This window comes from Mesorhizobium sp. DxT (genome assembly GCF_058448885.1).
Genome location: NZ_JBZFLJ010000018.1, coordinates 1 through 20,910, shown reverse-complemented (window position 1 = coordinate 20,910; position 20,910 = coordinate 1). Strand labels below are relative to the sequence as shown.

General features: G+C 61.2%; 16 protein-coding genes and 2 pseudogenes. 6 read left to right on the top strand and 12 right to left on the bottom strand.

The genetic code is table 11. The annotated features are described in order from the left end of the window. Positions 1-2 precede the first annotated feature (2 nt). Complete coding sequence (locus ACVJNE_RS23390; protein ID WP_499569142.1) at positions 3-1,133, bottom strand: ABC transporter substrate-binding protein; 1,131 nt, start codon at positions 1,131-1,133, stop codon at positions 3-5. A gap of 127 nt (positions 1,134-1,260) precedes the next feature. On the opposite strand from ACVJNE_RS23390, the gene ACVJNE_RS23385 reads away from it, so the two are divergent. Together ACVJNE_RS23385 and ACVJNE_RS23380 are read left to right on the top strand one after the other, a co-directional pair. Beyond that, positions 1,261-2,289, top strand: a complete 1,029-nt coding sequence (locus ACVJNE_RS23385; protein WP_499569141.1) for a YeiH family protein — start codon at positions 1,261-1,263, stop codon at positions 2,287-2,289. A gap of 260 nt (positions 2,290-2,549) precedes the next feature. Beyond that, positions 2,550-2,801, top strand: a pseudogene (locus ACVJNE_RS23380) (WGR domain-containing protein); the annotation flags it as partial. A gap of 47 nt (positions 2,802-2,848) precedes the next feature. On the opposite strand, the gene ACVJNE_RS23375 reads toward ACVJNE_RS23380, so the two are convergent. The 7 genes from ACVJNE_RS23375 to ACVJNE_RS23345 all read right to left on the bottom strand — a co-directional run bounded on the left by ACVJNE_RS23375 (position 2,849) and on the right by ACVJNE_RS23345 (position 9,663). After that, positions 2,849-3,160: a DUF736 domain-containing protein gene (locus tag ACVJNE_RS23375; protein ID WP_499569140.1), complete on the bottom strand. Its 312-nt coding sequence runs from the start codon at positions 3,158-3,160 to the stop codon at positions 2,849-2,851. 749 nt (positions 3,161-3,909) lie between these two features. Continuing rightward, positions 3,910-4,839, bottom strand: a complete 930-nt coding sequence (locus tag ACVJNE_RS23370) for an ArdC family protein (protein WP_499569139.1) — start codon at positions 4,837-4,839, stop codon at positions 3,910-3,912. Between the two features lie 270 nt (positions 4,840-5,109). Then, positions 5,110-5,295: a hypothetical protein gene (locus tag ACVJNE_RS23365; protein WP_499569138.1), complete on the bottom strand. Its 186-nt coding sequence runs from the start codon at positions 5,293-5,295 to the stop codon at positions 5,110-5,112. A gap of 507 nt (positions 5,296-5,802) precedes the next feature. Beyond that, positions 5,803-6,057, bottom strand: a complete 255-nt coding sequence (locus tag ACVJNE_RS23360; RefSeq protein ID WP_499569137.1) for a type II toxin-antitoxin system prevent-host-death family antitoxin — start codon at positions 6,055-6,057, stop codon at positions 5,803-5,805. Between the two features lie 105 nt (positions 6,058-6,162). Further along, positions 6,163-6,750, bottom strand: a complete 588-nt coding sequence (locus ACVJNE_RS23355) for a hypothetical protein (RefSeq protein WP_368804731.1) — start codon at positions 6,748-6,750, stop codon at positions 6,163-6,165. A 630-nt stretch (positions 6,751-7,380) separates the two neighbouring features. After that, positions 7,381-7,911, bottom strand: a complete 531-nt coding sequence (locus ACVJNE_RS23350; protein ID WP_499569136.1) for a UCP036055 family protein — start codon at positions 7,909-7,911, stop codon at positions 7,381-7,383. 87 nt (positions 7,912-7,998) lie between these two features. Next, on the bottom strand, positions 7,999-9,663 hold the full coding sequence (locus tag ACVJNE_RS23345; RefSeq protein ID WP_499569135.1) for a ParB/RepB/Spo0J family partition protein: 1,665 nt from the start codon (positions 9,661-9,663) through the stop codon (positions 7,999-8,001). Positions 9,664-9,993: 330 nt separating this feature from the next. On the opposite strand from ACVJNE_RS23345, the gene ACVJNE_RS23340 reads away from it, so the two are divergent. Further along, complete coding sequence (locus ACVJNE_RS23340; protein ID WP_368804728.1) at positions 9,994-10,344, top strand: antitoxin Xre/MbcA/ParS toxin-binding domain-containing protein; 351 nt, start codon at positions 9,994-9,996, stop codon at positions 10,342-10,344. 2 nt (positions 10,345-10,346) lie between these two features. After that, positions 10,347-10,847, top strand: a complete 501-nt coding sequence (locus ACVJNE_RS23335; RefSeq protein WP_499569134.1) for an RES family NAD+ phosphorylase — start codon at positions 10,347-10,349, stop codon at positions 10,845-10,847. A gap of 13 nt (positions 10,848-10,860) precedes the next feature. On the opposite strand, the gene ACVJNE_RS23330 is transcribed toward ACVJNE_RS23335, so the two are convergent. From ACVJNE_RS23330 to ACVJNE_RS23315, 4 genes and pseudogenes are all read right to left on the bottom strand, one after another. Then, the gene (locus ACVJNE_RS23330) at positions 10,861-15,963 is read right to left on the bottom strand and encodes a helicase-like domain-containing protein (RefSeq protein WP_499569133.1); all 5,103 of its coding nucleotides are present in this window, start codon (positions 15,961-15,963) and stop codon (positions 10,861-10,863) included. Between the two features lie 87 nt (positions 15,964-16,050). Then, a pseudogene (locus ACVJNE_RS23325) lies at positions 16,051-16,448 on the bottom strand (DUF3085 domain-containing protein). A gap of 8 nt (positions 16,449-16,456) precedes the next feature. Continuing rightward, a complete protein-coding gene (locus ACVJNE_RS23320) occupies positions 16,457-17,059 on the bottom strand; it encodes a DUF1419 domain-containing protein (protein ID WP_499569132.1) in 603 nt (200 codons plus the stop codon). A gap of 127 nt (positions 17,060-17,186) precedes the next feature. Continuing rightward, positions 17,187-18,152, bottom strand: a complete 966-nt coding sequence (locus ACVJNE_RS23315; protein WP_499569131.1) for a DUF3991 and toprim domain-containing protein — start codon at positions 18,150-18,152, stop codon at positions 17,187-17,189. Between the two features lie 718 nt (positions 18,153-18,870). On the opposite strand from ACVJNE_RS23315, the gene ACVJNE_RS23310 reads away from it, so the two are divergent. Continuing rightward, entirely contained in the window at positions 18,871-19,467 is a 597-nt protein-coding gene (locus ACVJNE_RS23310; RefSeq protein WP_499569130.1) for a helix-turn-helix domain-containing protein, read from the top strand. Beyond that, the gene (locus tag ACVJNE_RS23305; protein WP_499569129.1) at positions 19,460-20,695 is read left to right on the top strand and encodes a type II toxin-antitoxin system HipA family toxin; all 1,236 of its coding nucleotides are present in this window, start codon (positions 19,460-19,462) and stop codon (positions 20,693-20,695) included. The genes ACVJNE_RS23310 and ACVJNE_RS23305 overlap by 8 nt, the downstream gene beginning before the upstream one ends. The last annotated feature ends 215 nt before the right edge of the window (positions 20,696-20,910 follow it).

Here is a 20,910-nt window from a genome sequence, read left to right as displayed (position 1 = left end):
GATCAAGTGCCCGACTTGGCTTCGACGACGATTTTTGAGCCCTCGACACGCATGACCACAGCCGCGTTATGAGCCTGATTGTTCTCATCGAACTGAATCTGTTCTCCTGTCAGCGAGGTGTAGTCGGTCGTCTCCAACGCCTCGCGAACTGCCGACGGCTCAGCGGAATTGGCACGCGAAATGGCGTCCGCGACCAGATTGATCGCTTCGAACGTCTCGAAGCTCTGATAATTCGGCAATTCTCCATATTTGGCTTTGAACGCTTCGACGAACGCCCTGTTCGGCGCTGTGTCGAGTTGGGTAGCGTAGGGGAAAACGCTTGTTGCGCCGTCGATCGCCCCTGAACTGACTACGGTCTCCTGCAGTTCGTCGAGCGCGATGCGTCCAGTCAGGTGGGTGTCGAGGGCCATTCCGCGCAATTGGCGCAGGAAATTCAGCTCATCCGCCCCAATAGCATAAAGCGCAAGGGCATCCGGTGCACTGTTGGCGAGCTTGGTCAGAAGCGTGGTGAAGTCAGGCGTGTTCTGCTGATAGAAGTCGACAGACACAACCTCAATGCCCCTGTCTTTGAGTGCAGCCGACAAAGCGTTATGGCCACCGCGACCGTAGTCGGTATCTTCGCCCACAAACGCGACTGTCTTTATCCCGCCTCTGTCAGCGATATAGTTGGCAAGCGCTACAGCAAGGCCGACATCGGACGGATTGATCCGGAATGTCCACTCATTGCCACCGACACCTGACTGGTCGGTGATTGCCTGCGACGTCGCCACACCGACGACGAGCGGCACTTCGGCGCGCTTGATCAGAGGCATGATCGCAAGGGTGACTGAGCTGCACAGAGCGCCCAGGATCGCGACAGGCTTGTTCTGCAGCAGGCTTTCGACACTGGTGATCCCTTGCGAGGGGTTGCACTGGTTGTCCTGAACATCGAGTGCCAGCTGCGATCCCGCGACCCCGCCCTTCGCATTGATCTGCTCAATGGCCAGCTGAGCTCCCCACACCTCGTGCTGCCCTAGGGACGCCACGCCGCCGGTCAGTGGCGTGCTCATCCCGATCCTGATTTCGTCAGCTGATGCCGGGCCGACACTCAAGGTGGCCAGTGCGGCCCATACCACACACTGTCTGATGTTCATTCTTTCCTCCAAAAGTTTCCTATTTGGAAACTTAGTTTCCCATTTGCAAACTATCTGTAGCCAAGCTAAGCGTGCAAGTCAACGGAGCGTGCCGATTGAATGACACTTCCCGCCGGAGACCTGCAAATTGCTCAACGACAATCGAACCAGACGCGGTCTACGACTGACGCCCATAGGCGGCCGCCGCCTACTCGCTGTCCTTCCCGGCTTGCTATTGACCGCGATGGCGGTCGGCGTGTGCCTTGGCGTCGCAGACCTGATGGGCATCCCTGTCATGTTGCTGGCGATGCTGTCGGGATTGGCAGCAGGAGGCCTACGACGGGCTGCCCGCCTTCGTCCTGGTCTCGACGTCGCAGCCAAGCCATTATTGCGGGTCGGCGTTGCGCTTCTTGGCGCACAGATCAGCCTACTGACCATCATAGCCCTCGGACCAGTTACTCTGGCCCTGGTGATCACTTGCCTCGTGCTCACGTTAGGGGTCGGTTATACGCTGGGTCGGTGGCTTCGTCTCGATAGGGATATTGCCTTGCTTCTGGCAGGTGCCACTGCCATCTGCGGGGCATCGGCTGCATTAGCTATCGCGTCCGTCCTGCCGGATTCGCCGAAGAAAATTAGGTGGACCGGCGTGACCATCATCACTGTGACGGTGCTCTCGACGATAGCGATGGTGAGCTATCCGACCCTATTGGGCTTCATGCCGTTGTCCGACATTCAGGCCGGCTTTACCATTGGCGCGTCAGTTCACGACGTGGCTCAAGTGGTCGGTGCGGGATATGCGCTCTCACCAGAAGCCGGTGACGCCGCTGTATTGGTGAAGCTGACGCGCGTCTTTATGCTCCTGCCAGTCGTTCTGGCTTTGGCTCGGTTCACGAGAAACGCGAACTCCACGCATCCCCACTACCGGCTTCCACACTTCCTACTGGGTTTCATTGCTTTGGTTGCGCTGAATTCGCTCGGCGCAATTCCGGATGGTTTGGGTACCGTGCTGCGTAAAGTCTCACAGTTCCTATTGATAGCATCCGTGTTTGCTATCGGTGTCGTGACCCCACTTGGCGACATCAAAAGTTGCGGGCGAACTCCCGTTGTCGCAGCCACTCTAACGACCTCGTTCCTGCTCGTCCTCGCAGTGCTGCTTGCGACACTATTGCCCACCTAGATACGGCCGCGCAACAAAGAGGGGAGCTTCTACCCATACGCCGGAGCTGGTGCGTTCGGTCGGCCGCATAGCGCGAAATGATCCCGCACCGGTCCGCGGGGCAATTTTGGCCAAATTGCATCGCCTCGATCATCACCCTCATATGCGGCTGGCTTCCCGCATAGCCACCTCGCGATCCATCAATCTGATGAATCGAAACACGCCATTCGATTCAAAGCTGTCATTGGACACGGACCCGACGTCGGGCGATTCTTTCATGGATGATCGCGCAGCCCTATCGTGTCTATGTAGAACGCCGAGAAGCGGGCCGGAACATGGCTCGCTTCTACGCGCTTTCGATCGAACAGACACTTTTCGGACAGCCCTGTCTTGTGCGCCGTTGGGGCCGCATTGGAACGTCCGGCCGCATGATCCAGCAAAGCTTCGAGCGTGAAGACGAGGCCGTCGATCTGTTCCTTTGTCTCCTTCGCTCAAAAAGGTCGCGTGGCTATCGACCACCGTCCGCCTTACGGCAAGCTGATGCGGCCTCGCCCGGGGGGCGAGGCCGCTTTCGACCGGATCAGTCCCGGTTGGGTCGGGACCAGATCAAGAAGAGCCCTTCAGCGCCCTCCACCTCAACCAGGGTTGCGTAGATCGGACCGGGGAAACTCGGGTCATCCAACTTCACCGAGAGGTAGTCACGACCACTTTGTTCTGAGTGTTTCTGCCAAGCCGCCCCAAGCTCGACGTTGCCCGAGAAGATGCGGAAGTGCGGGCCGTTCTCGGAAGGGTTGTCGATACGCTCAAAGCGCGCCTTGACATTGAGAGCGAGGGTCTTGATCTGACCGGTGAAGCCGTTCTTGGTGGAAGTGAAAGTGCCGATATTGGCCATTGTCCTATTCCTTTTCGATGTTTCGAGCCGCGCCCATCGCGGCCTCGATGGTTGTCGAAGAGCCCGGGAACGAACGGCGCGCATCCCCCCGGGGTCCACGTTGCGATTGCGCCACGGGGTGGGCTCGCAGGGACCGCAATGAAATGGAGGACGGCGGTACGGGGCTTTCTTGTTTCGCGAGGAGTGGCGGCACAGCCGGCAGGGGGAAGAAAGGCCCGGTCCGCCGTTGCGGCAAGCCGAGCGAGGCGAAGCCGGTTGCCGGTCAGACATGCCAAATCGAGGCCGCGTAGGGCGGGCTCCGCGAGAGACGACAGAAAAAGGAATAGGCCAGAACGTGCCAAGCATGCCCACTGCCACCCGTGACCGGCAGACAATCGGTAGACCGTTCTCGGCAGCGTTCAAGGCAGCTTAACAGCTGGACCGGGAACTCCCACACTCATGGCCGGCCATCTGACTATTTCCAGCCTGAAGACGCGAGACTGGAGCGAACTTGGCAGGCATCAGCCGGAATGCGGCGTTTCACTGACAACGGAGCGGCTGTTGCGGCGGTTCTGCGTTGGCACGGCGTCAGGTGGGCAGGCAGGTGCCGCAGATGCCCTGTTGCTCCGGGCCCTCGTCTCGATCAATGGTGACGGGCATTCGCCAGATTCAGGGACGTGGATCAAGCGTCACACTGAACTACAGCGACAAGCGATAGCGCGTGGCAGAGGGCGATCCGCCCCCTGCTCTTGCATTCAGGAAAGGGAGCGTCATGCTCCCTTTCCCTCTTCGAGGGCTCGCGCCGGCTGCAGGCTGTGAAGATACGTCACCGCTCGTTGGGCATGAGCGGCTGCCTGAAAGATCGCCCGCTTGTCATCCTTGAGCACCCGCAACCACGAATGAAGGTAGCTCGCGTGATCCGGCCGCGGCTCGAGCTCCGGCACGATGCCGAGATCGGCGCACAGGAAGCAGCTCCCGAGCTCCGCAATGAGTTCTTCGCGGGCGCGTTCGGTGCGATCCTTATGGTAGCGCGAAAGATCGCGTCCTACGCGGTGTTCTGGCGCCGTCCAGTGGGTTGCCTCGTGGCAAAGGACAGCCACGTAGGATTCCGCGTCCCGGAAGCTCTCGAAAGGTGGCATCTGGATGTGGTCGCTTGCGGGAGCGAAGAAAGCCTTTGAGCCTCCATGACGGATCACCGCGCGGGTGTGTTTGAAGAAACGCTCGGCATGCTCGATCCGCGACGACGGGTCGATAATCTTGTCGGGACGATGGTAGTAGTGTTCGGGCAGACCGTCGATCTGATCGCAATTGAACACGGTGTAGGTCTTGAAATACGGGATATCCCGCTCGACCTCGTCGCCGCGAGCGTCAGTCTCGGTTTTAGTGAACCGGCTGGCATAGACTACGGTTGCGCCGGTTTCGCCTTGGCGGACCTGCGCACCGATTTGTCCGGCCTGCCGGTAGGTCATCCAAAGGGGCGCCTCGAAACCACGGTTCAGGCTTTCCGACCAGAGCAGCAGCACGTTGATGCCGGTATAGGCCTCCCCGGTATGCCGGAGCGGTCGCGTGATCCGGCTTTCGAGTCCACCCGCGCTCCAGGGTTTCATCCAGGGGCGGACGCCTTTTTCCAGATCCGCGACGATCGTCTCGGTGATCCGCTCGTAGATGTCGGCGCGCGGGCTCTTCTCTTTCCTTTTCATTTTCAGGCCTCCTGATTTCAGGACCGCGCCGATCGCGGTCCGTCACGAGGTCCGATCACGGCGGGGCTGAAGGCAGGCGCCGCACCCAAGCCGGGGCCCGCGCAACGCAGCGGGGTGGCGAAGGGCCGAAACGCAGAGGAGGACGGCGAAGCCGTTGCTGCTGCGGCCGGCTCCGCCCGGACCCTTCTCGGGACGGACCCCGACCGGGGCAGACGCGCAGCGGAAAGGCGGCGCAGGGCGCCGCCGCCAGGGGATGAGAGAAATAGTCGGTCAGTTGACCGAGTGACCGCCGGTGTAGGGGTCGTATTCGAAGAGGACGACGATCTCAGCGTCGTGGACTTCGTCGGCAGGAAGGATGCCGTATTCGTCTTCGGACTTGAAGAGGACGATCGGGGTCATGAGCGTGCGGGCGAGGTTCCAGGCGTGTTTCTGGGCGAGGGAAAGATCGTGGTGCATATGAGGGCTCCATCGTTGGAGCGGGCCAATCCCCCTCTTGATGGCTCCGTCAGTGTGCGGCTTAGCGGACGCGATCACCGCGCAGGCCACAGCCAAGCGGCCGCCGCTTGCGAGCGGACCCTTTAGGGGTTGATCGTGGAAGTCCGCGCCGCACCAGGAATGCCATATCTCCAAGAGGGGGAATGGGTTGCGTCCGAGATGAAGTACCGGTCATGTCCGGTCTAAGCGGCTGGGTCGAGGCTGGACATTCAGGGCGTCGCTCCGGACAGGTGCTCACAGGCAAATGACGGTGCGGGAGACGCTAGGCCAATGTGCCGGCACTTGATTTCAGGTGTATTCAGCGCGAGTTGGCCTTCAAGAGGCTTGAAGAGGTAAGTGCAAAAAAGACGACATCGGGATTGCCGGGCGTCTTGATGACGATGCAGACAGGGCGAGGCTTCCGGCCGGATTCTTCACCCTTCTCCGCTTCGCGATCAGAGATTATGAAATTCGGCCTCGTCGCCCTGTTCAAACATCGTTCTTGTCAGGACCGAGAATGGCATCGATGCCGGAGATCAGCTCCACGTGGACATCGTTAGGGGCTTCATGCAGGGAAAATGACTTCGTCGGGCTCGGTTCGCCGCGCATGCGGTGATAATCGCGGGCGGAGACAATAACGAGCTTTTCCTTGCCATGCTTGGTCAGCATGACCGGTTCGACCATCGCAGCCTCGAGGATTTCGCCTGAGGAGCGGTTCATGTCGGAGAACGTGTACTGTTTCATCGCAAGCCTTCATCATTTTACGTAAATTAGGTAATTTAGGTTGTGGTCCCAATTCGGGGCTTTGCCGCGACGAACGGAGGCGGAGCCGAAGCCCCGCCGAGCGGCTCAGCCAAGCGCCGCCATCTGCAGTTCGGCAGCCTTACGGTCGACGGATTGGCCGGAGGTTTCTACCTGCCGTTCAAAAGGCTTCCAGGCTTCCCCGACGATTTCTTCGTAAGCGGTCACCACACCTTCGGCTGCGCAGCGGAGCGCATGGGCCTGAATGCCCATGTCGGCGGCGAATTCACGTTTGCGTTGGGCATTGCTGTCGAACCCGGCAGGACCGTCGAGGTCCTCGTCGCGTGTATCGTTGGCCGACTTCGCGGTTGCGTCTCGCGCTTCAGAGACTGCCCGGGAATAAAATTGTCCAGCGCCGTGGGCGGAACCGACATAGGAGCCGACGATGCGCTGGAGATGGATTTGCATGGCCCGGTCGCCAAGGCCTTCGTTCAGAGATTCGGCCGTGTCGACGATGATCTTGCGGTGGAGATCGCAGATACCTTCGCTATCGATGACCGGCAGGCCGAAACTTTCGGAGATGAGGGAGGCCTGGGCGCTGTCGGGGCAGGCGAGCCGGACCATTTCGAGGGACGCGCCCTTCCGGAGCTGGACGATCTTGCCGGATTGACGGGAGGGACGAGCGTTGCTGGTCATGTGAGGTCCTTTCCTTCACGATTTGACCGAAGGCTTGAGCCGGCCCCTGCCGGCCCTCCCTTCGGGCGCGGGCAAAAAGAAACCGGCGGAAAGACGGGGGCTTCAGGGTCCGTACGGACCGGGACGAGCGAAGCTGTCCTGCGGGCGAGCAGGGCTTATCAAGCCCTCGCGCAGCCCGCGGGGCCGGTTTGGTGAGGATGGTGCGTGCGGCCGCACCGCGGCGCGTCAGCGGCCTTGAAGGCTCCGGCCGCCGGTTTACGACCGCGACCAGAACCGAAGGGAGGCCGTCAGGGGTGGCATTTCATCGGCGCCCATTGTGAAGGAAACGACCGTGGCCCGCCGCACACGCTCCTGCCGTCACAATGCGGCATGCACATCCGCTTTGGCGGTCATCCCGTTGGTAATGGCCTTTGCCCTACGACGAGAATTGACCACTACTGTCGTAAGAGCTTTCGGTTGAGGGCCTCGATTTCTCCTCGCCGCTCGACGCTCCACTGGTCGGCGCAGGCCCTGAACATGGCTCCATACGACCGTGTCCAGCGCGATCACCCGCGGAGATGTCTTCGGGCCTTCGCCTTGGCTGTCGTGGTCATGCGTTCCGCCCTCGCCGATATCGGACGTTCGATCCGATCAAGATGCGCCCTCGTCTGGCTGAGCGCTGCTTTCATCCGAGAGAGCAGGTCGGTTTCCCTTGGGCACGCACGCTGCTCTCCCGACATCGGGGCCCAGCGCCGTGACTTCCCGGAGCTCGGCTTCGGGATAGCCGTGCCGGGTGAGCCAGTCTTGGGCGGCGATGCGGTTTGCGGCGAGATGGACCAGCTCCCCAAGGTCACCCGGCCGGCTCATGACGACGACCGACCCGGGTACCGGCTGCTCGCGTACTGTAAAGTCCCGCAGTGAGTTCACATCGAAAGTCTTGTGGACCCGCATGACGATTGTGCCGTTGGACCCGTAGTCGCCCTCATGCAGGGTGAAGGATGCCGGAATCGTGTGGGCACCACGTTCGACGGCGGCACGCTTGCAAATCAGCCGGCCGGCCCCGTTGCGGTTCTTCCAGTCGGCGAGCTTTCTGCGATGGTGCTCCGGTGGCCGCGGCGTGCCGTCGGAATAGGTGATGATCGCGCCGATCGGCGCATGGTCGAAGATGAGCTTGGCGGACATGGTGTCCTCCTCCTTTATTGAGTGAAAACGAAAACGCCGCCGGACGATGCCGGCGGCGTGATGTGCATTCGGAAGGGAAAAGACCCTCTATTCGGCGGCTTCTCGGAAACCTTCGGAGACGGCATCCGGGTCGATGTCACCCTCCTCCGCTTCGCCGGTGGAACCGTCGGCATCCTCGGCGTCCTCGTCCTCGGTGAACTCATTGTGGGCCTTCCAGTCGGCCAGTTCGTTGGCGTCAGGCGCGAACAGCGCCGACCCGTGCACGAAGCGTTCGTTCTGGAAATGCTCGACAAGTGCTGCGCGGGTGTCGCGAACCTTGTTGCGCGGCAAAACCGAGGTATCCGCGCATGCGGCCTCGAGCGCCTGCCGGGACAGGCACAGAAGGAAGTCCTCCGTTCCCATATTGGGCAGGAAGCTGTCGGCCCCGACGACGGCGCCGGCGATCCGCGAGACGATGCCGCTGTTCGACATGTTGCGGCGGCACGACAGCACCTCGATCAACACCGAGCGCACGGCAGCCCTGAGTGTTTCCGTGTCGAAGGCGAGATTACCTGTCTCATCGACCAGGGTCGCGGCATGGGGTGCGATCTGGCTCCGGAACGAACCCGAATTGCCTGATCCGGTGTCGACGCGGACGTTCTGACCGGCGAAGGCGATGACGAGCAGCGCCATCAGCGTGTCGTCCTCGATCGGCGCATGGGAAAGCGCTTCATGTAGCGCGTCAGTGCGGAAATCGCCGATCATGTCCTGGCCCTTCTGGGTGACGTCCGGGCGCTGCGCCGGCGCGACGCCACCACCCTCGCCACCCTTGTCTTTCGCCGGCTTCGGTTCGGGCATCCGGTAGACGACCGACTGCACCTTGCCCTCACGGTCGAGATACAGCGCCGTATGGTCGGACTTCTTCGGCTTGCCGTAGACGCGCTCGGCCGTTTTCGGCAATTCCGGCTGACCCCAGTTGTTGGACTCGGTGATCAGGCCGTTCTTCGGAAGATTGTTGGTCATCCACTCCTGCTGAGCGCCAAGGAAAGCCTCGACATCGGTCGTATAGCGGCTGTCCTCATCCGCGGGCGCGAAGAGATCTTCGACCCAGGAGATCCCGTAGGCTTGCGCCAGGTCGTCGTCGAAGCTGGCGTCGCGAGCATACATGCGGGTTTTTGAGAGGCCATTGGCGACCGACCACCACGAGGTGGTTTCGTTCTTCTTTGGCTTGTGGGCTTTCCAGACCTCCTTTTGATCGGCGATCGAGGCGGCGGCGATGGTCCTCAGCTGCCGCTCGTCCGGCATGTCGCCCTTGGCCATCTGGTCCAGCATGGCGGGAAGCACATTGGCGAGAAGCCGGAGCTTCTTGATCTGGCGGACGGATAGGGACAGCGCTGCGGCGATACCGTCCTCGGTCCAGCCGAGCGCGACCAGCCGCTCGATGGCCCGCCACTGATCGACCGGGTTGAGCGGTTCGCGGGCGATGTTCTCGACCATGGAGCGCATCGCGCCGCCATCGTCGGCCGCGTCCGTCACGATGACCTCAATTTCCTTGAGCTCTGCGGCAATCGCACCCCTCGCCCGGCGATGGCCGGCCTGGATGATGAAGCCGTTGCCGCCATCGACTTCGGGTGACACGACGGGCGGCTGGATGATGCCGACGGCCTTGATTGTGGCGGCCAGCAGCGCATCGCCCTGCGGCGTTGATTTGGACTTGCGGGCTTCGTCGGGATTGTCCCTCAGCGCGCGCGGATCGATCTTGATGATATGCATGGGAAGCTCCTGTTCACGATTGCGGGCCCGGCATGTCGCCGGCTCCCTTTTTCGTCTTCTTCTCGAAGACATGTCCTGGAACCGCGGAGAGGGCGGGCCGTGATGGCGCAGGCGGCGGTTGAGCGAATGCGCCACCGGTCAGACCGCTCTGCGAGCGGTCTTTCCTTCCTTCACCTTCTCACATTTTCCTTCGGAGTATTCGCGCGGCCCCGTGACGGCCGCGCCCGGACGTCAGCCTTGTCACGCGGGGTGCACCGGATGTCCCTTGAATGCCACTAATATTGACGCTATATTGCGTCATAATCTCTGGCAAGAAATGGAAATAACATCATGGGCCTCGCGGCATATTCGGATCAGGGCCTGTTCGCGCCGAGCAAGATCGCCAAGGCTTTTCGCACGACGAGCGACGAAATCGCCCGGACCGTGGGACTGGGCAAGGATGCCGTTCAGCGAAAGGACCGGGTGCGTTCCGACAAGACTCAGCGCCGCCTGCGCGAGATGGTGGAGATCATCAACAAAGTCGAGCCGCGCTTCGGTTCTGCGCTGATGGCCTATGCCTGGTATCGCTCAGAACCGCTGCCGGGATTTTCAGGGCAGACGGCCATGCAACTGGTGCGTGACGGGCGGGCGGGAGAGGTGATCGATTTCATCGACGCGGTCGATGCCGGCGTTTACGCCTGATCGTGGCCTCGACCTATTCGGGCAAACTCTACCGGGCGCTCAATCCGGTCTTTGCGCGCGAGCCGATGTCCGGACGCGGGGCGGAGCTTTATGGCGGCCGGTTCAATCCCAAGGGCGTGCCGGCGCTGTATCTGTCGACATCGGTGCTGACCGCCCTGCGGGAGGCCAATCAGGTCGGAGATTTGAAGCCGACCACCCTCGTTTGCTACCGTGCCAAAATCGAGACGGTCTTCGACGCATCCGACATCGCGGCCCTTGAGACTGCAGGTTTCGAAGAGACCGCTCTGGCCGATCCGGCCTGGCGCGACCAGATGCGAACAACGGGAGAGGCGCGCACGCAGCGCTTCGCTCGCGAGCTGATCGCAAAAGGCTTTAGCGGGCTTCGGGTGCGCAGCTTCGCTAAGGGAAGCGGGCCGGATGACATGAACCTGGTGCTCTGGCGGTGGGGCACGACGGCTCCGTCGCGGCTCGAATTGATCGACGACGAGGACCGGTTGTCGTAATGCGCGTAGCGCTTTACACCGTCGCCAAGGCCTTCTTCCCCTTTTCCAGGACTTCACCCGCCAGATCGGCGTCGATCGTTTCAAGCAGCCGGCGTTTCTCGGCGAGCTCCTCCACGAAACAGAACTCGCCGCCCTGCCGGGATTGGTAGGATGCCAGCCGGCGCTTCGCGTCGCCAAGGCGCAACCGGTAGTGCGACCGCTCGTCCTCGAAGCCGGTCAGCACATGTTCGATGCGCGAGACCGCGCCGAGAGGCGTGACCGTCAGCGCGAGATCGATGTCGGTCTCCGCCCCGGTACGTGCGAGCGCGACATCGTATTGGAATTCATCATTTCCAAAGCGCTTGCCCGAAAAGACGAGATCGAAGCCGCCGATCGCGGCAATGGGGTTCTCGTCCTCCTGCCGCAGATGCACGAGCGTCATGATCTCCTTCATCAAAGCACGGCCCGCAGGCTTGCGCTCGGAGAAGGATTGTCCGGCAACGGTCATGGCGAAGGCATCGACCGCTGTCGGAATCCTGCGCTCAATGTCCTTGCCGATCTCCGCGATCCGCCGCCTGTCATGTTCGATATCGCGTTCGGCATTGCGGATCTGGCGACGGACGGCAAAGAGATCGTCGCGATGCGCAGCCCGCAGGCGTTCGAGCCTCGCAATGTCGGCCTCGAGGCCAGCTTTTTGCATCAGGCGCTGATCGCCGGAAGCGATCGCCTTGGCCATGGCAAACTGGTTGGCTTGGCCCTCGCCCAGATCTTCCAGGCTGCGCACGGAGGTGTCGCCGGAGAGCGCCGCGGCAATGAACCGGGCCTTGCGCTCGTTGTTCTGCCACATCTGCGCGTCCATCGAACCTTCGGTGGCGTAGGCAAAGATGTCGATTTCCTCATGCTGATTGCCCTGCCGCTCTATTCGACCCTCACGCTGCTCGATCTGCGAGGGGAGCCAGGGCACGTCGAGATGGTGGAGCGCCTTCAGGCGAAGCTGGGCGTTGACGCCGGTGCCCATCGTTTCCGACGATCCAATCAGGAAGCGGACCTTGCCGGCATTGACGTCGGCAAAGAGCCGATGCTTGGCCTCGGTCTTCTTGTAGTCCTGCATGAAGGCAATTTCTGAGGCCGGAACACCGAGCCGGACGAGCTCGTTGCGGATCCAGCGATATGCGGAAAAGCCTCTGCTTTTCTCGACGCTGATCGTGCCGAGATCGGAGAAGATCATCTGGACTGCGCCGGGCAGATCGAACGGCTTGCCCTCGCGTGTCAGATAGGTGTTGGAGCCGGTCTCGCGCCAGATGCGATAGGCATTGGCGATCAGCTTGTTGAGCTTGTTGTTCGGCTCATTGTCATTGTCGGGATCGACCAGCCGGAGATCGATCGCGGCATGGCGGCCGTCGGTAATGACGGAGAGCAGGATGTCGTCGCCAGGCTTGGCTGGGCGCTCACGCATTTCGATCGCTTTGATGCGCGCCTCAAGCACCTGCTGATAGAGTTTGAAGTCATCCGTCGGTTTGGCGGTGACGATCTGACGCTTGCCGGTCGAGACGGCGGGGATTTTCACATATTGCTTCAGGTCCTCCGGCAAGACGACGTCGGCGAAAGAGCGGAACATGGCGATCAGTTCCGGCACATTGACGAAGGTCGCAAAGCGCGAAACGGGCTTGTATTTGCCGGATGGCTGCAATTCGAGTTCGGTCGCCACGTCGCCGAAGGTCGAAGCCCAGGCATCGAATTCGTGCAGACCGCGTTCCTTGAGCGCCGCAAAGCCGAGGAAACGCTGCACTGAGAACATCTCGCCGAGCGTGTTGGTAATCGGCGTCCCCGACGCCAGCACGAGCGCCCGGCCCGGGTTCTTCGTCTCGACGAACTGGGACTTCACATAGAGGTCCCAGGCGCGCTGCGATCCGTTCGGATCGACGCCTTTCAGGGTCGACATGTTGGTGGCGAATGAGAGCTTTCGGAACTCCTGCGCCTCGTCGACGATGATTTGGTCGACGCCGATCTCGGAAATCGTCAGCAAATCGTCCTTGACCGAGCCGAGCGCCTCGAGCCGGTCGCGCAATCCTTCCTTCAGCCGCTCCAGCCGCTTGCGTGACACCCGGTCATCGCTCTCGACCCGGATGAGCAATTCCTCATAGAGCGTGAGCTCATCCTCGATCATCTGTTTTTCAAAGGCGGCAGGTACAGCGATGAACTTGAACGCTGAATGGGTGACAATGATCGCGTCCCAGGTCGCCGTCGCCGCGCGCGACAGAAAGCGATGTCGCTTGTCTTTGGTAAAGTTGGTCTCGTCGGCGACGAGGATGCGGGCCGTCGGATAGAGCGCGAGGAACTCGCGGGCGGCCTGGGCCAGGCAATGGCCGGGCACAACCAGCATGGCCTTCGAGATCAGGCCGAGGCGGCGTTGCTCCATGACCGCGGCGGCAAAAGTCATCGTCTTGCCGGCGCCGACCGCATGGGCGAGATAGGTGGCGCCCGACGAGATGATCCGCCAGATGCCGCGTTTCTGGTGGTCATAAAGAACAAAGGCGCCAGAGGCGCCCGGTAACTGGAGATGGTCACCGTTGAAGGATCGTGGCGCGATGTTGTTGAAGGTGTCGTTATAGACCCGCGCCAGCCGGTCGGTGCGGTCCGGATCGGACCAGACCCATGTCTGGAAAACGGTCTTGATCTTGGTGAGCTTTTCCTTGGCCGCCTCCGTGTCGACGACATTGAGAACCCGGCGCTCACTGTCCCCGTCCTTGATCGTGTCGAAGATCTGTGGGATGCGGCTGTTGAGAGCATCGGACAGCAGTTCGCCGGCGTGTCGGCGCTTGGTGCCCCATTCGGACGTGCCCTCGGCGCGATAGGCGAGCATGCGGGCATCGACCGTCCAGGTAGCAAGCTCCGGCATGTGACGAATGCGGATGTCGGTCCCCATCGTCTCCTTGACGAAGTCGACGACATCACTTTCCGGAATCCAGGGCGCACCGAGCCGCGCGGTGATATCGGATGGGCTGAGATCGGCCGGCTGCACCCCCTCGAGCGCCTCGACATTGCGCTTGTAAGCCGGATCGATTTCGGCGGCAGCCTCAGCGATCGCCAGCTTGTCGCGCACGGGGCCGGAGAGATAGGCGTCGGATGTCTGCCAGGTGCCATCCGCCGGATCGCGATAGATCGCGCTGCCGAGTTCCTCGATGACGGTGTCGCGGTCCTCATGCAGCAGCTCGGCGATATGATCGATGTCGACATAACCGCGGTCGTTCAGGACCACCGCAAGCGCATCGGCGGCATTGGTGATTACGGGCGGTGACGGCGGGGCGATGACCCGTTCAGAAAAGAGCGGGCCGGGCTTCGCGGTATCCGTATCGAGATCGTAATTCTCGATGGAGGCGACGAGCCAGCAGTCCGGATCGTCCAGAAACGGCTGCAGGTTCGGGCGCCGATGCGTTTCGCGGGTCTCTCCGGTCGCCTCGTTTTCGGCGATCGACACCTTGGTGTGATTGATCGGTCCGAAATCCCGCACGAAGCTCGACCAGGCGATGCGCAGCTTGACCTGCAGATCGCGCCACGGCCGATCGGTCTCCTGGGCCTTGAGGACCGCGCGCACTGTGTCTCGGACCGGGATCAACTTTCTGATGACGTTGATCTGCTTTTCGGAAAACCCGTCGCTCGACCGCCCCTTGCGGACCCGCACCGGCCCGGGCTTGCCGTCGAGAACCTGCATCAATCCTTTCGAAGCATCGAAGTAGAAACTGCCCTCGCGGACATGGGCATCCTCGGGTTTGGCTATATCGGTGAGCGTCCCGCCAAGCTCGAGGTTGAAATCGATCGCGGCGGGCTCGCCGTCATAGATGGCGTTGGGAAGGCGGAGTATGGCAGTGTTCAGATCGGTCTCGAGGTCACCGTCGCCCCGTAAGCAGGTATACCTCTCGCCGTAGGGGCCAGAGGTGTTCGCATGGCGGCCGAGCACATGATCGGGATGATCTGCAAACCAGCGATTGACACGGACCGCTTCCGCGTCCTCGCCGGCGGGAATGACCTCGACCTGGTCCATCCATCTCGCGTCGCACTGCGGCTCAACCGGCTTGCGCTTGCGGAAGAACAGGATGTCGACAACGACATCGGTGCCGGCGTCGGCGCGAAAACTTCCTTCGGGCAGGCGGATGGCGGCGATCAGATCGGCGGATTTGGCGATGTGCTCACGCGCCGTGGCGTCCGCCTTGTCCATCGTTCCCGACGCGGTGACGAAGGCGGCGAGCGCCCCGGGTTTAAGAAGATCAATCGACCGAGCGATGAAGTAATCATGTAGCCGCAAACCCATCGACCGATAGGCGCGATCGGAGCGGACGGTTCGGTCCGAGAAAGGCGGATTGCCGATCACCAGATCGAAATGGGCGGGCAGGCCGGTTCGCGCGAAATCGCCCTCAAGGATGCGTGCGACCGGCTGCAGGAGATGGGCGATGCGCGCGGTGACCGGGTCGAGCTCGACGCCGGTGACGAACGATGCATCGCGAAACGCTTCCGGCATCAGGGCTGGGAAGAGCCCCGTTCCGATTCCAGGCTCAAGGACGCGGCCCCCGCGCCAGCCGAGCCGTTCGAGCCCCTTCCAGATCGCCCGTATGATGAACTCGGGCGTAAAATGCGCATATTGCGTACAGCGGCACAGCGAGGCGTAGTCGGCGTCGCAGACAGCTTCCTGCAATTGTTCGCCGAGGTCTTCCCAACCCTTGCGGAACCCCTCCTCGCCGGGCCGGGTGAAGATGGTGTTGGCGAGGCCGGACGCACCGAAGCCGGTGAATTTGATGAGGCGCCCCTGCTCTTGCCGCGTCGCGGGCCGGTGCTCGGCTGCGATTGTGGTGGCGAGTGAAATGGCGTCGAGGTTATCCTGCGCGCGGGACTTCCAGCCGTTGGAAAGAGAACGGCTGGCGGAAAGATAGAAGTTGCTGCCGCACTCGCCTGCTCCGCCGACATTCTCAGCAGCACACTTCTCGCATGCTGGCGACTTGGACAAATCCACCACTGGCGGAAGGTTGATCTCGCCCGTTTTTGCTTTCGGACTTTCAGAAAAGGTGGTGACGCCAAATCCAAGCCCGGAGGACAAGGCCGAGCTACCGAACATATCGAGGGTGAAGGGATCGTGGTCTGACATTGATGGTTTCTCGCATGATGGGGGCGCACGAAGCCGCGCCGTCGGGAAAGCCAGCGGCGCCGGAGGCGTGCGGAATTGGAAGTGCGGTTAGCGGTTGATCAGCGGCAACGAGATGTCGTTCGCGGTGGCCTGGATACCGAGATGGGTGATCCCGAAGCTCCGGTTGAAGCTCGGGACCAGCAGATCGGCATCGATGAATTCGATGCCGTCATCGGCCCCGAAATGTCGGTGCTTGTAGTCCCACCAGTCGGTATCGCCCTTCGCGTGGCATTCAGTCGAATAAACGACGAGCGGTTTCTGCCCCTCGGCAAGCTTGCCGTTGGAGATGATGTAGACGCCCTCGTCGCCACGAGCCAGATGCCGGGCTTCTCGCCCTCTCCCGGCCGGGTTGCCATAATAGGGATTGCGGAAACCGCCATCGGTGGCGGCATCGTCTTCGCCGCGGCGATGACGTTGCGCACCGCAAGAATCGGAAATGTGCACATGGCCCACCTCACGCGGCTTCAGGCAGCGGCAGGTGGCGCAGATGCACCGGCAGCTTCTCGGAGACCTGCTGATCGGTCAGGCTCTCCAGCAGCTCGAACCGTGTGCCCGGTTTGCCGTAGACGATGACAATGCGCTTGCCCCGATGTTCGGGCCGGAAGTCCGCGCCGGCATAACCGCGATAATCGTCATGGGTGGCGCTCCAGACGTGCTCGATGCGTTCGTCGCGCGTCATGGCCTTGACCGGGCGGCGTTCGCGCTCGACGATCGCATCGCGCATGGCATGGACGGAACGCGGATCGAACAAATCGCAATAGGCGTGGAAGTACCGTTTCACGCCGTTGATGCTGAGTGTGTAGAAGACGCTGGTGATGCTGCCGGTCAGGAATTCGCGCATGGCGAACATTTCGCCGCGCATCCAGAGCGGCGGCAGGATTTCGAGCATGTAGTCATGTTGAGCCTGCGCGATTTCGAACCATTCGCCGGCGTAAAGCGCGCCGTCGTCATCCTGCCAGCGGTCGGGCCGCCCGGCATGGCGGTCGAAGAGCCTGAACGTCTGGTGGCGGTCGGCGATGCCGAAGTAGATTTTTCGGATTGGTGCAAGAAGGGTCATGGCGGGCTCCTGTGGGGCCTGTCTCGGGCTGGAGCGCGGTGCACCCTGTCGGCATCACCATCTTCTTCAGCCCTTCCGGACCCCTTCCCGCGGCCGCCTCTCCGTCCGGCCGGGTCAAGGGCCGGCGTCAGCCGGGCGGAGCGTCACCCTTGAGGCGGACTGCGGGCATGCGGCAGCCGTCCCTCTCCTTCTCCCTTCCATCCTTCTTGGCCTTCAGATCCTCGTTCCAGTCCTCCAGCTCCGGTCGCAGCCGCGCGAACTGACAACCGACATCCCGCGCGAGCGCCTCGAGCCTCGCGGCAAAGATCTCCCCTTGCGCATTGTTGTCGGTGGCGGCGACGAGGAGGGAGTCTGCTCGAATGGCGAGATCGAGCAAGGCCTCGGAACTCGCCGGCGACCAACCGCCCCCGGTGCTCAAATAGCGCGTGTCAGGCCGCTGTTCCTCGAGTGCGGCAAGGCTCATGGCATCGATTGCGGCCTCGGCGACGCACAGGCGCAGCGACGTTTCCGCACCGAACGCAAAGAGCAGTTTGGTGCCGCCGGAGGCAAAACCGCGCCAGTCGGGACCACGCTCTTCCCACCCCGTGACCATTCCTGATGGATCCCGGTGGGCAGCCCACATGCTGCCCTGCGGGCCTTCGCGAAGAAGGTCCTCGGCGACGGCCGCGCGCATTACGGGATCGGGTAGCGCCCGCTCGTCCTGCAGGTAGCGCCATGTCGCGGAGCCGGGCCAAGGCTTGCGACGGCCTGACCAGCGCTCAGCAACTGAGAGGTCGGGCATACGCTCACGCGATTGCCGCAGCCACTGCGGTTGCGAAGGGACGAAGCCGACGAGGTCGGCAACGACATAGAGCGCGGCCGCAAAGGGCAGGCCGTCAAGATGCTCGACGAGGCGGAACACGTCGCCCTTCGCATCCGACAGCGGATCGAACCAGCCCTTGCCGTCATGAATGACAATGATGATCTCTTCGCCGCGGCGGTATTTGACCGCGCGGCGGGTGCTTTCCTTTACGTCGACCGCAAAGCCCGCGGTTTCCAAGACGGCCTCGCAGGCGACCTTTTCTCTCAGCTCTTCCAGATCTGCTTTTTCCATTCCCTCTCCGCGTTTCGCGCGGTCCTCTGTCCGGTTTCCGCTCCCTATTCCTTAGGGGCGGCAACCCGGGGGCCGCGAAGAGCAAGGCAGGACAAGGGCGCGTCTGGCAAGCCGGCATTTGTGCCGGATCGCATGTTTCGCGGCCAGAGGCGGCGAAGCCTCCCTTGCCGGCCGCCGCGCGCAAGCGGCACCAAGGTGTTCTCGCAGTTCTTTCCAATCCCCTCAGTAGCGCCGCGCATCAAGGATGGCAGCCCGGATGGGGGAAGACCGTTTGCGGGCTTCAGCTTTGCCAACAGCCCGGCCCTTAAAGCGATGCCAAACATCGATTCAACGTGGCCGACAAACACGGACACAAGCTTGGTACGATAACTGAGAATTATCAGGGCCTCAAAAGCGCGTAGCAATCGCCAGCGCTCTGTCGGGTCAGGCCTGTTAATAGCCCGTGTGTTCCGGCTACTGATCAAAGATTGTATTTAATCTTTGGTCAGTAGCTGCCTATCGTGCCGTCAACAAACCGCAGGCCAGTTCCCGGTCGCCCCAACGTGTCGAAAAGGTATCGGAGACTTCGAACCAGCCTCCGTCGTTGCCGGCACCGTGGTTAGCGCCCATGCATGAACATTGGCACTCATGACCGAGCGCTTCCTGGCATGCTCTCGCGCTGATCTTGTGATATCGTAAAAGACATCAAAAGAGATAAATGATGCAGAAATAAACATCGATGAAATATGAAACCCAAGAGATCGCGGACCGCCTACGCGAAGCCAGAGAAGCCAAACAGCTCAGCCAACGCGAATTGAGCCGCTTAGCTGGCATCCCGCAAGCGCAGATTTCGCGGATCGAATCCAACAGCGTTGATCTACGCCTATCGAGCCTCGTCGCGATCGCCAGCGCATTGACTTTGGAGATCGCCCTGGTCCCACGCAAGGCAGTGCCTGCAATCAAATCGATCACGCGTCAGACGACGGATCGAACCGTGATCCAACCGCGCGCGATCGGCAAGGAAATGCAGCAACTGCAAAAGGCGGTTCGCGCCCTTCAGATTGAAGCGCCGAGCCTGCCGGAGCTGGATGAGCTGCGCAAAGCGACGGCATCACTCCAGCGCCTCCAGATTGATACCCGGTTTTTAGATAGCCTCCGCTCGGTGCGCCAAACGATTGACCACGCCAAACGGACGGAGCACTGGAAGGGCGTATTGGATGCGATCAACAGCATGAGAGCGCTCCGCAACCAGATCGCCCATTTCGAGCCAACGAGCGAACAAAGGAATGCGAACCGTCCAGCCTACTCATTAGATGAGCAGGACGACAATGCCTGATGTATCCGTTTTGAGTGTGCGCCTCTATGGCGAAGAAATCGGCACGATCACCTTTGTCGGAAACGAAAAGACACTTTTTGCGTTCAACGATGCCTATATTGAGAACCGTGAGAGACCGACCCTCGGCCTGCAGTTCGTGGATAGCCTCGGCGACCTGATCACTGATTTTCGGCCATACAAGATCAAGCTGATGCCCTACTTCTCGAACCTCCTGCCGGAGGGTCATCTGCGCCGATACCTGGCTGAGAAGGCAGACATCCGTATCGACCGCGAGTTCTTCCTCTTATGGGTGCTCGGGCAGGACTTGCCCGGCGCGATCACCGTCGTCCCAGCGGACGGTGAAGAATGGCCCGACGAAGCACACAACATCCTTGAAGGGGAAGCCGCGAAAGAGGCTGCCGAAGATGCCATGCGATTTTCATTGGCGGGCGTGCAGCTCAAATTCTCGGCAGTTCAAAGTGCGAGCGGCGGCTTGACGATTCCGACAAGCGGCGTCGGCGGCAATCGGATCGTCAAACTCCCCTCACGCGAGTTTGCCAACCTCCCGGAAAACGAGTTCTCGATGATGAGCCTTGCCAGGATGGTTGGGATCAACGTGCCAGGGATCGAGCTGATCGATGTGCGATCGATCGGAAACCTGCCAGACGGGATTGAGAAGATCGGGCAACAGGCTTTCGTCATCGAGCGCTTCGATCGCAATGAAGATGGCAGCGTCACACATATCGAGGATTTTGCGCAGGTCTTTAACGTCTATCCTGAGGACAAGTACAAGAAGGCCAGTTACCGCAATCTGATATCGGTGAGCGCCTCCGAATCCGATCAGTATGATGTGGCCGAATTTATTCGCCGCCTGACATTCAATGTCCTGATCGGCAATGGCGACATGCACCTGAAAAACTGGTCGCTGATCTATCCTGATCGCCGCAACGCACGCCTCTCTCCGGCGTATGACTTTGTGTCCACGATTCCGTATATCGCGAATGACAAGTCCGCGCTGACCTTCAGCCGGACGAAGGAGTTCACCGGTTTTACAACGGACGAGCTGGCGCATCTATCCGCAAAAGCCAAGCTGCCCAAGAAGCTTGTCCTCGACACAGCCAAGGAAACCATCTCGCTCTTCATGGAGCGATGGGAGACCGAAAAGGCCAACTTGCCCATGCATAAAGATGTTGTCGAGACCATCGACAAGCATCTTACAACTTTGCCGGTTGTCACCGGCAAAGAGTGAAAGGATGCGGCCTAAGCCGCATCCTCGATATCACGATGATTGGAAGCCAGAGACATCAGCCAATTGCTGGCCTCAGAGGCTTTGGACGCTGCAGTGAAGACCGCCTTCTTGTAGGATTACCGTAAGCGCGAAGTCTGGGCCGCCTGACGTTTCGGTTGGGCGTCTTGTATGAAGGCAGGGATTGGCGGAGGTGTCAGTTTCTGTGTCTACGGTTG

Bases quoted from the DNA above. Each gene is read 5' to 3' on its own strand.
- ACVJNE_RS23365 (WP_499569138.1), bottom strand. From the start codon at position 5,295: ATGCACCACGATCTTTCCCTCGCCCAGAAACACGCCTGGAACCTCGCC.
- ACVJNE_RS23390 (WP_499569142.1), bottom strand. From the start codon at position 1,133: ATGAACATCAGACAGTGTGTGGTATGGGCCGCACTGGCCACCTTGAGT.
- ACVJNE_RS23320 (WP_499569132.1), bottom strand. From the start codon at position 17,059: ATGACCCTTCTTGCACCAATCCGAAAAATCTACTTCGGCATCGCCGAC.
- ACVJNE_RS23310 (WP_499569130.1), top strand. From the start codon at position 18,871: ATGAAATATGAAACCCAAGAGATCGCGGACCGCCTACGCGAAGCCAGA.
- ACVJNE_RS23350 (WP_499569136.1), bottom strand. From the start codon at position 7,911: ATGTCCGCCAAGCTCATCTTCGACCATGCGCCGATCGGCGCGATCATC.
- ACVJNE_RS23345 (WP_499569135.1), bottom strand. From the start codon at position 9,663: ATGCATATCATCAAGATCGATCCGCGCGCGCTGAGGGACAATCCCGAC.
- ACVJNE_RS23305 (WP_499569129.1), top strand. From the start codon at position 19,460: ATGCCTGATGTATCCGTTTTGAGTGTGCGCCTCTATGGCGAAGAAATC.
- ACVJNE_RS23315 (WP_499569131.1), bottom strand. From the start codon at position 18,152: ATGGAAAAAGCAGATCTGGAAGAGCTGAGAGAAAAGGTCGCCTGCGAG.
- ACVJNE_RS23340 (WP_368804728.1), top strand. From the start codon at position 9,994: ATGGGCCTCGCGGCATATTCGGATCAGGGCCTGTTCGCGCCGAGCAAG.
- ACVJNE_RS23370 (WP_499569139.1), bottom strand. From the start codon at position 4,839: ATGAAAAGGAAAGAGAAGAGCCCGCGCGCCGACATCTACGAGCGGATC.
- ACVJNE_RS23330 (WP_499569133.1), bottom strand. From the start codon at position 15,963: ATGTCAGACCACGATCCCTTCACCCTCGATATGTTCGGTAGCTCGGCC.
- ACVJNE_RS23355 (WP_368804731.1), bottom strand. From the start codon at position 6,750: ATGACCAGCAACGCTCGTCCCTCCCGTCAATCCGGCAAGATCGTCCAG.
- ACVJNE_RS23360 (WP_499569137.1), bottom strand. From the start codon at position 6,057: ATGAAACAGTACACGTTCTCCGACATGAACCGCTCCTCAGGCGAAATC.
- ACVJNE_RS23375 (WP_499569140.1), bottom strand. From the start codon at position 3,160: ATGGCCAATATCGGCACTTTCACTTCCACCAAGAACGGCTTCACCGGT.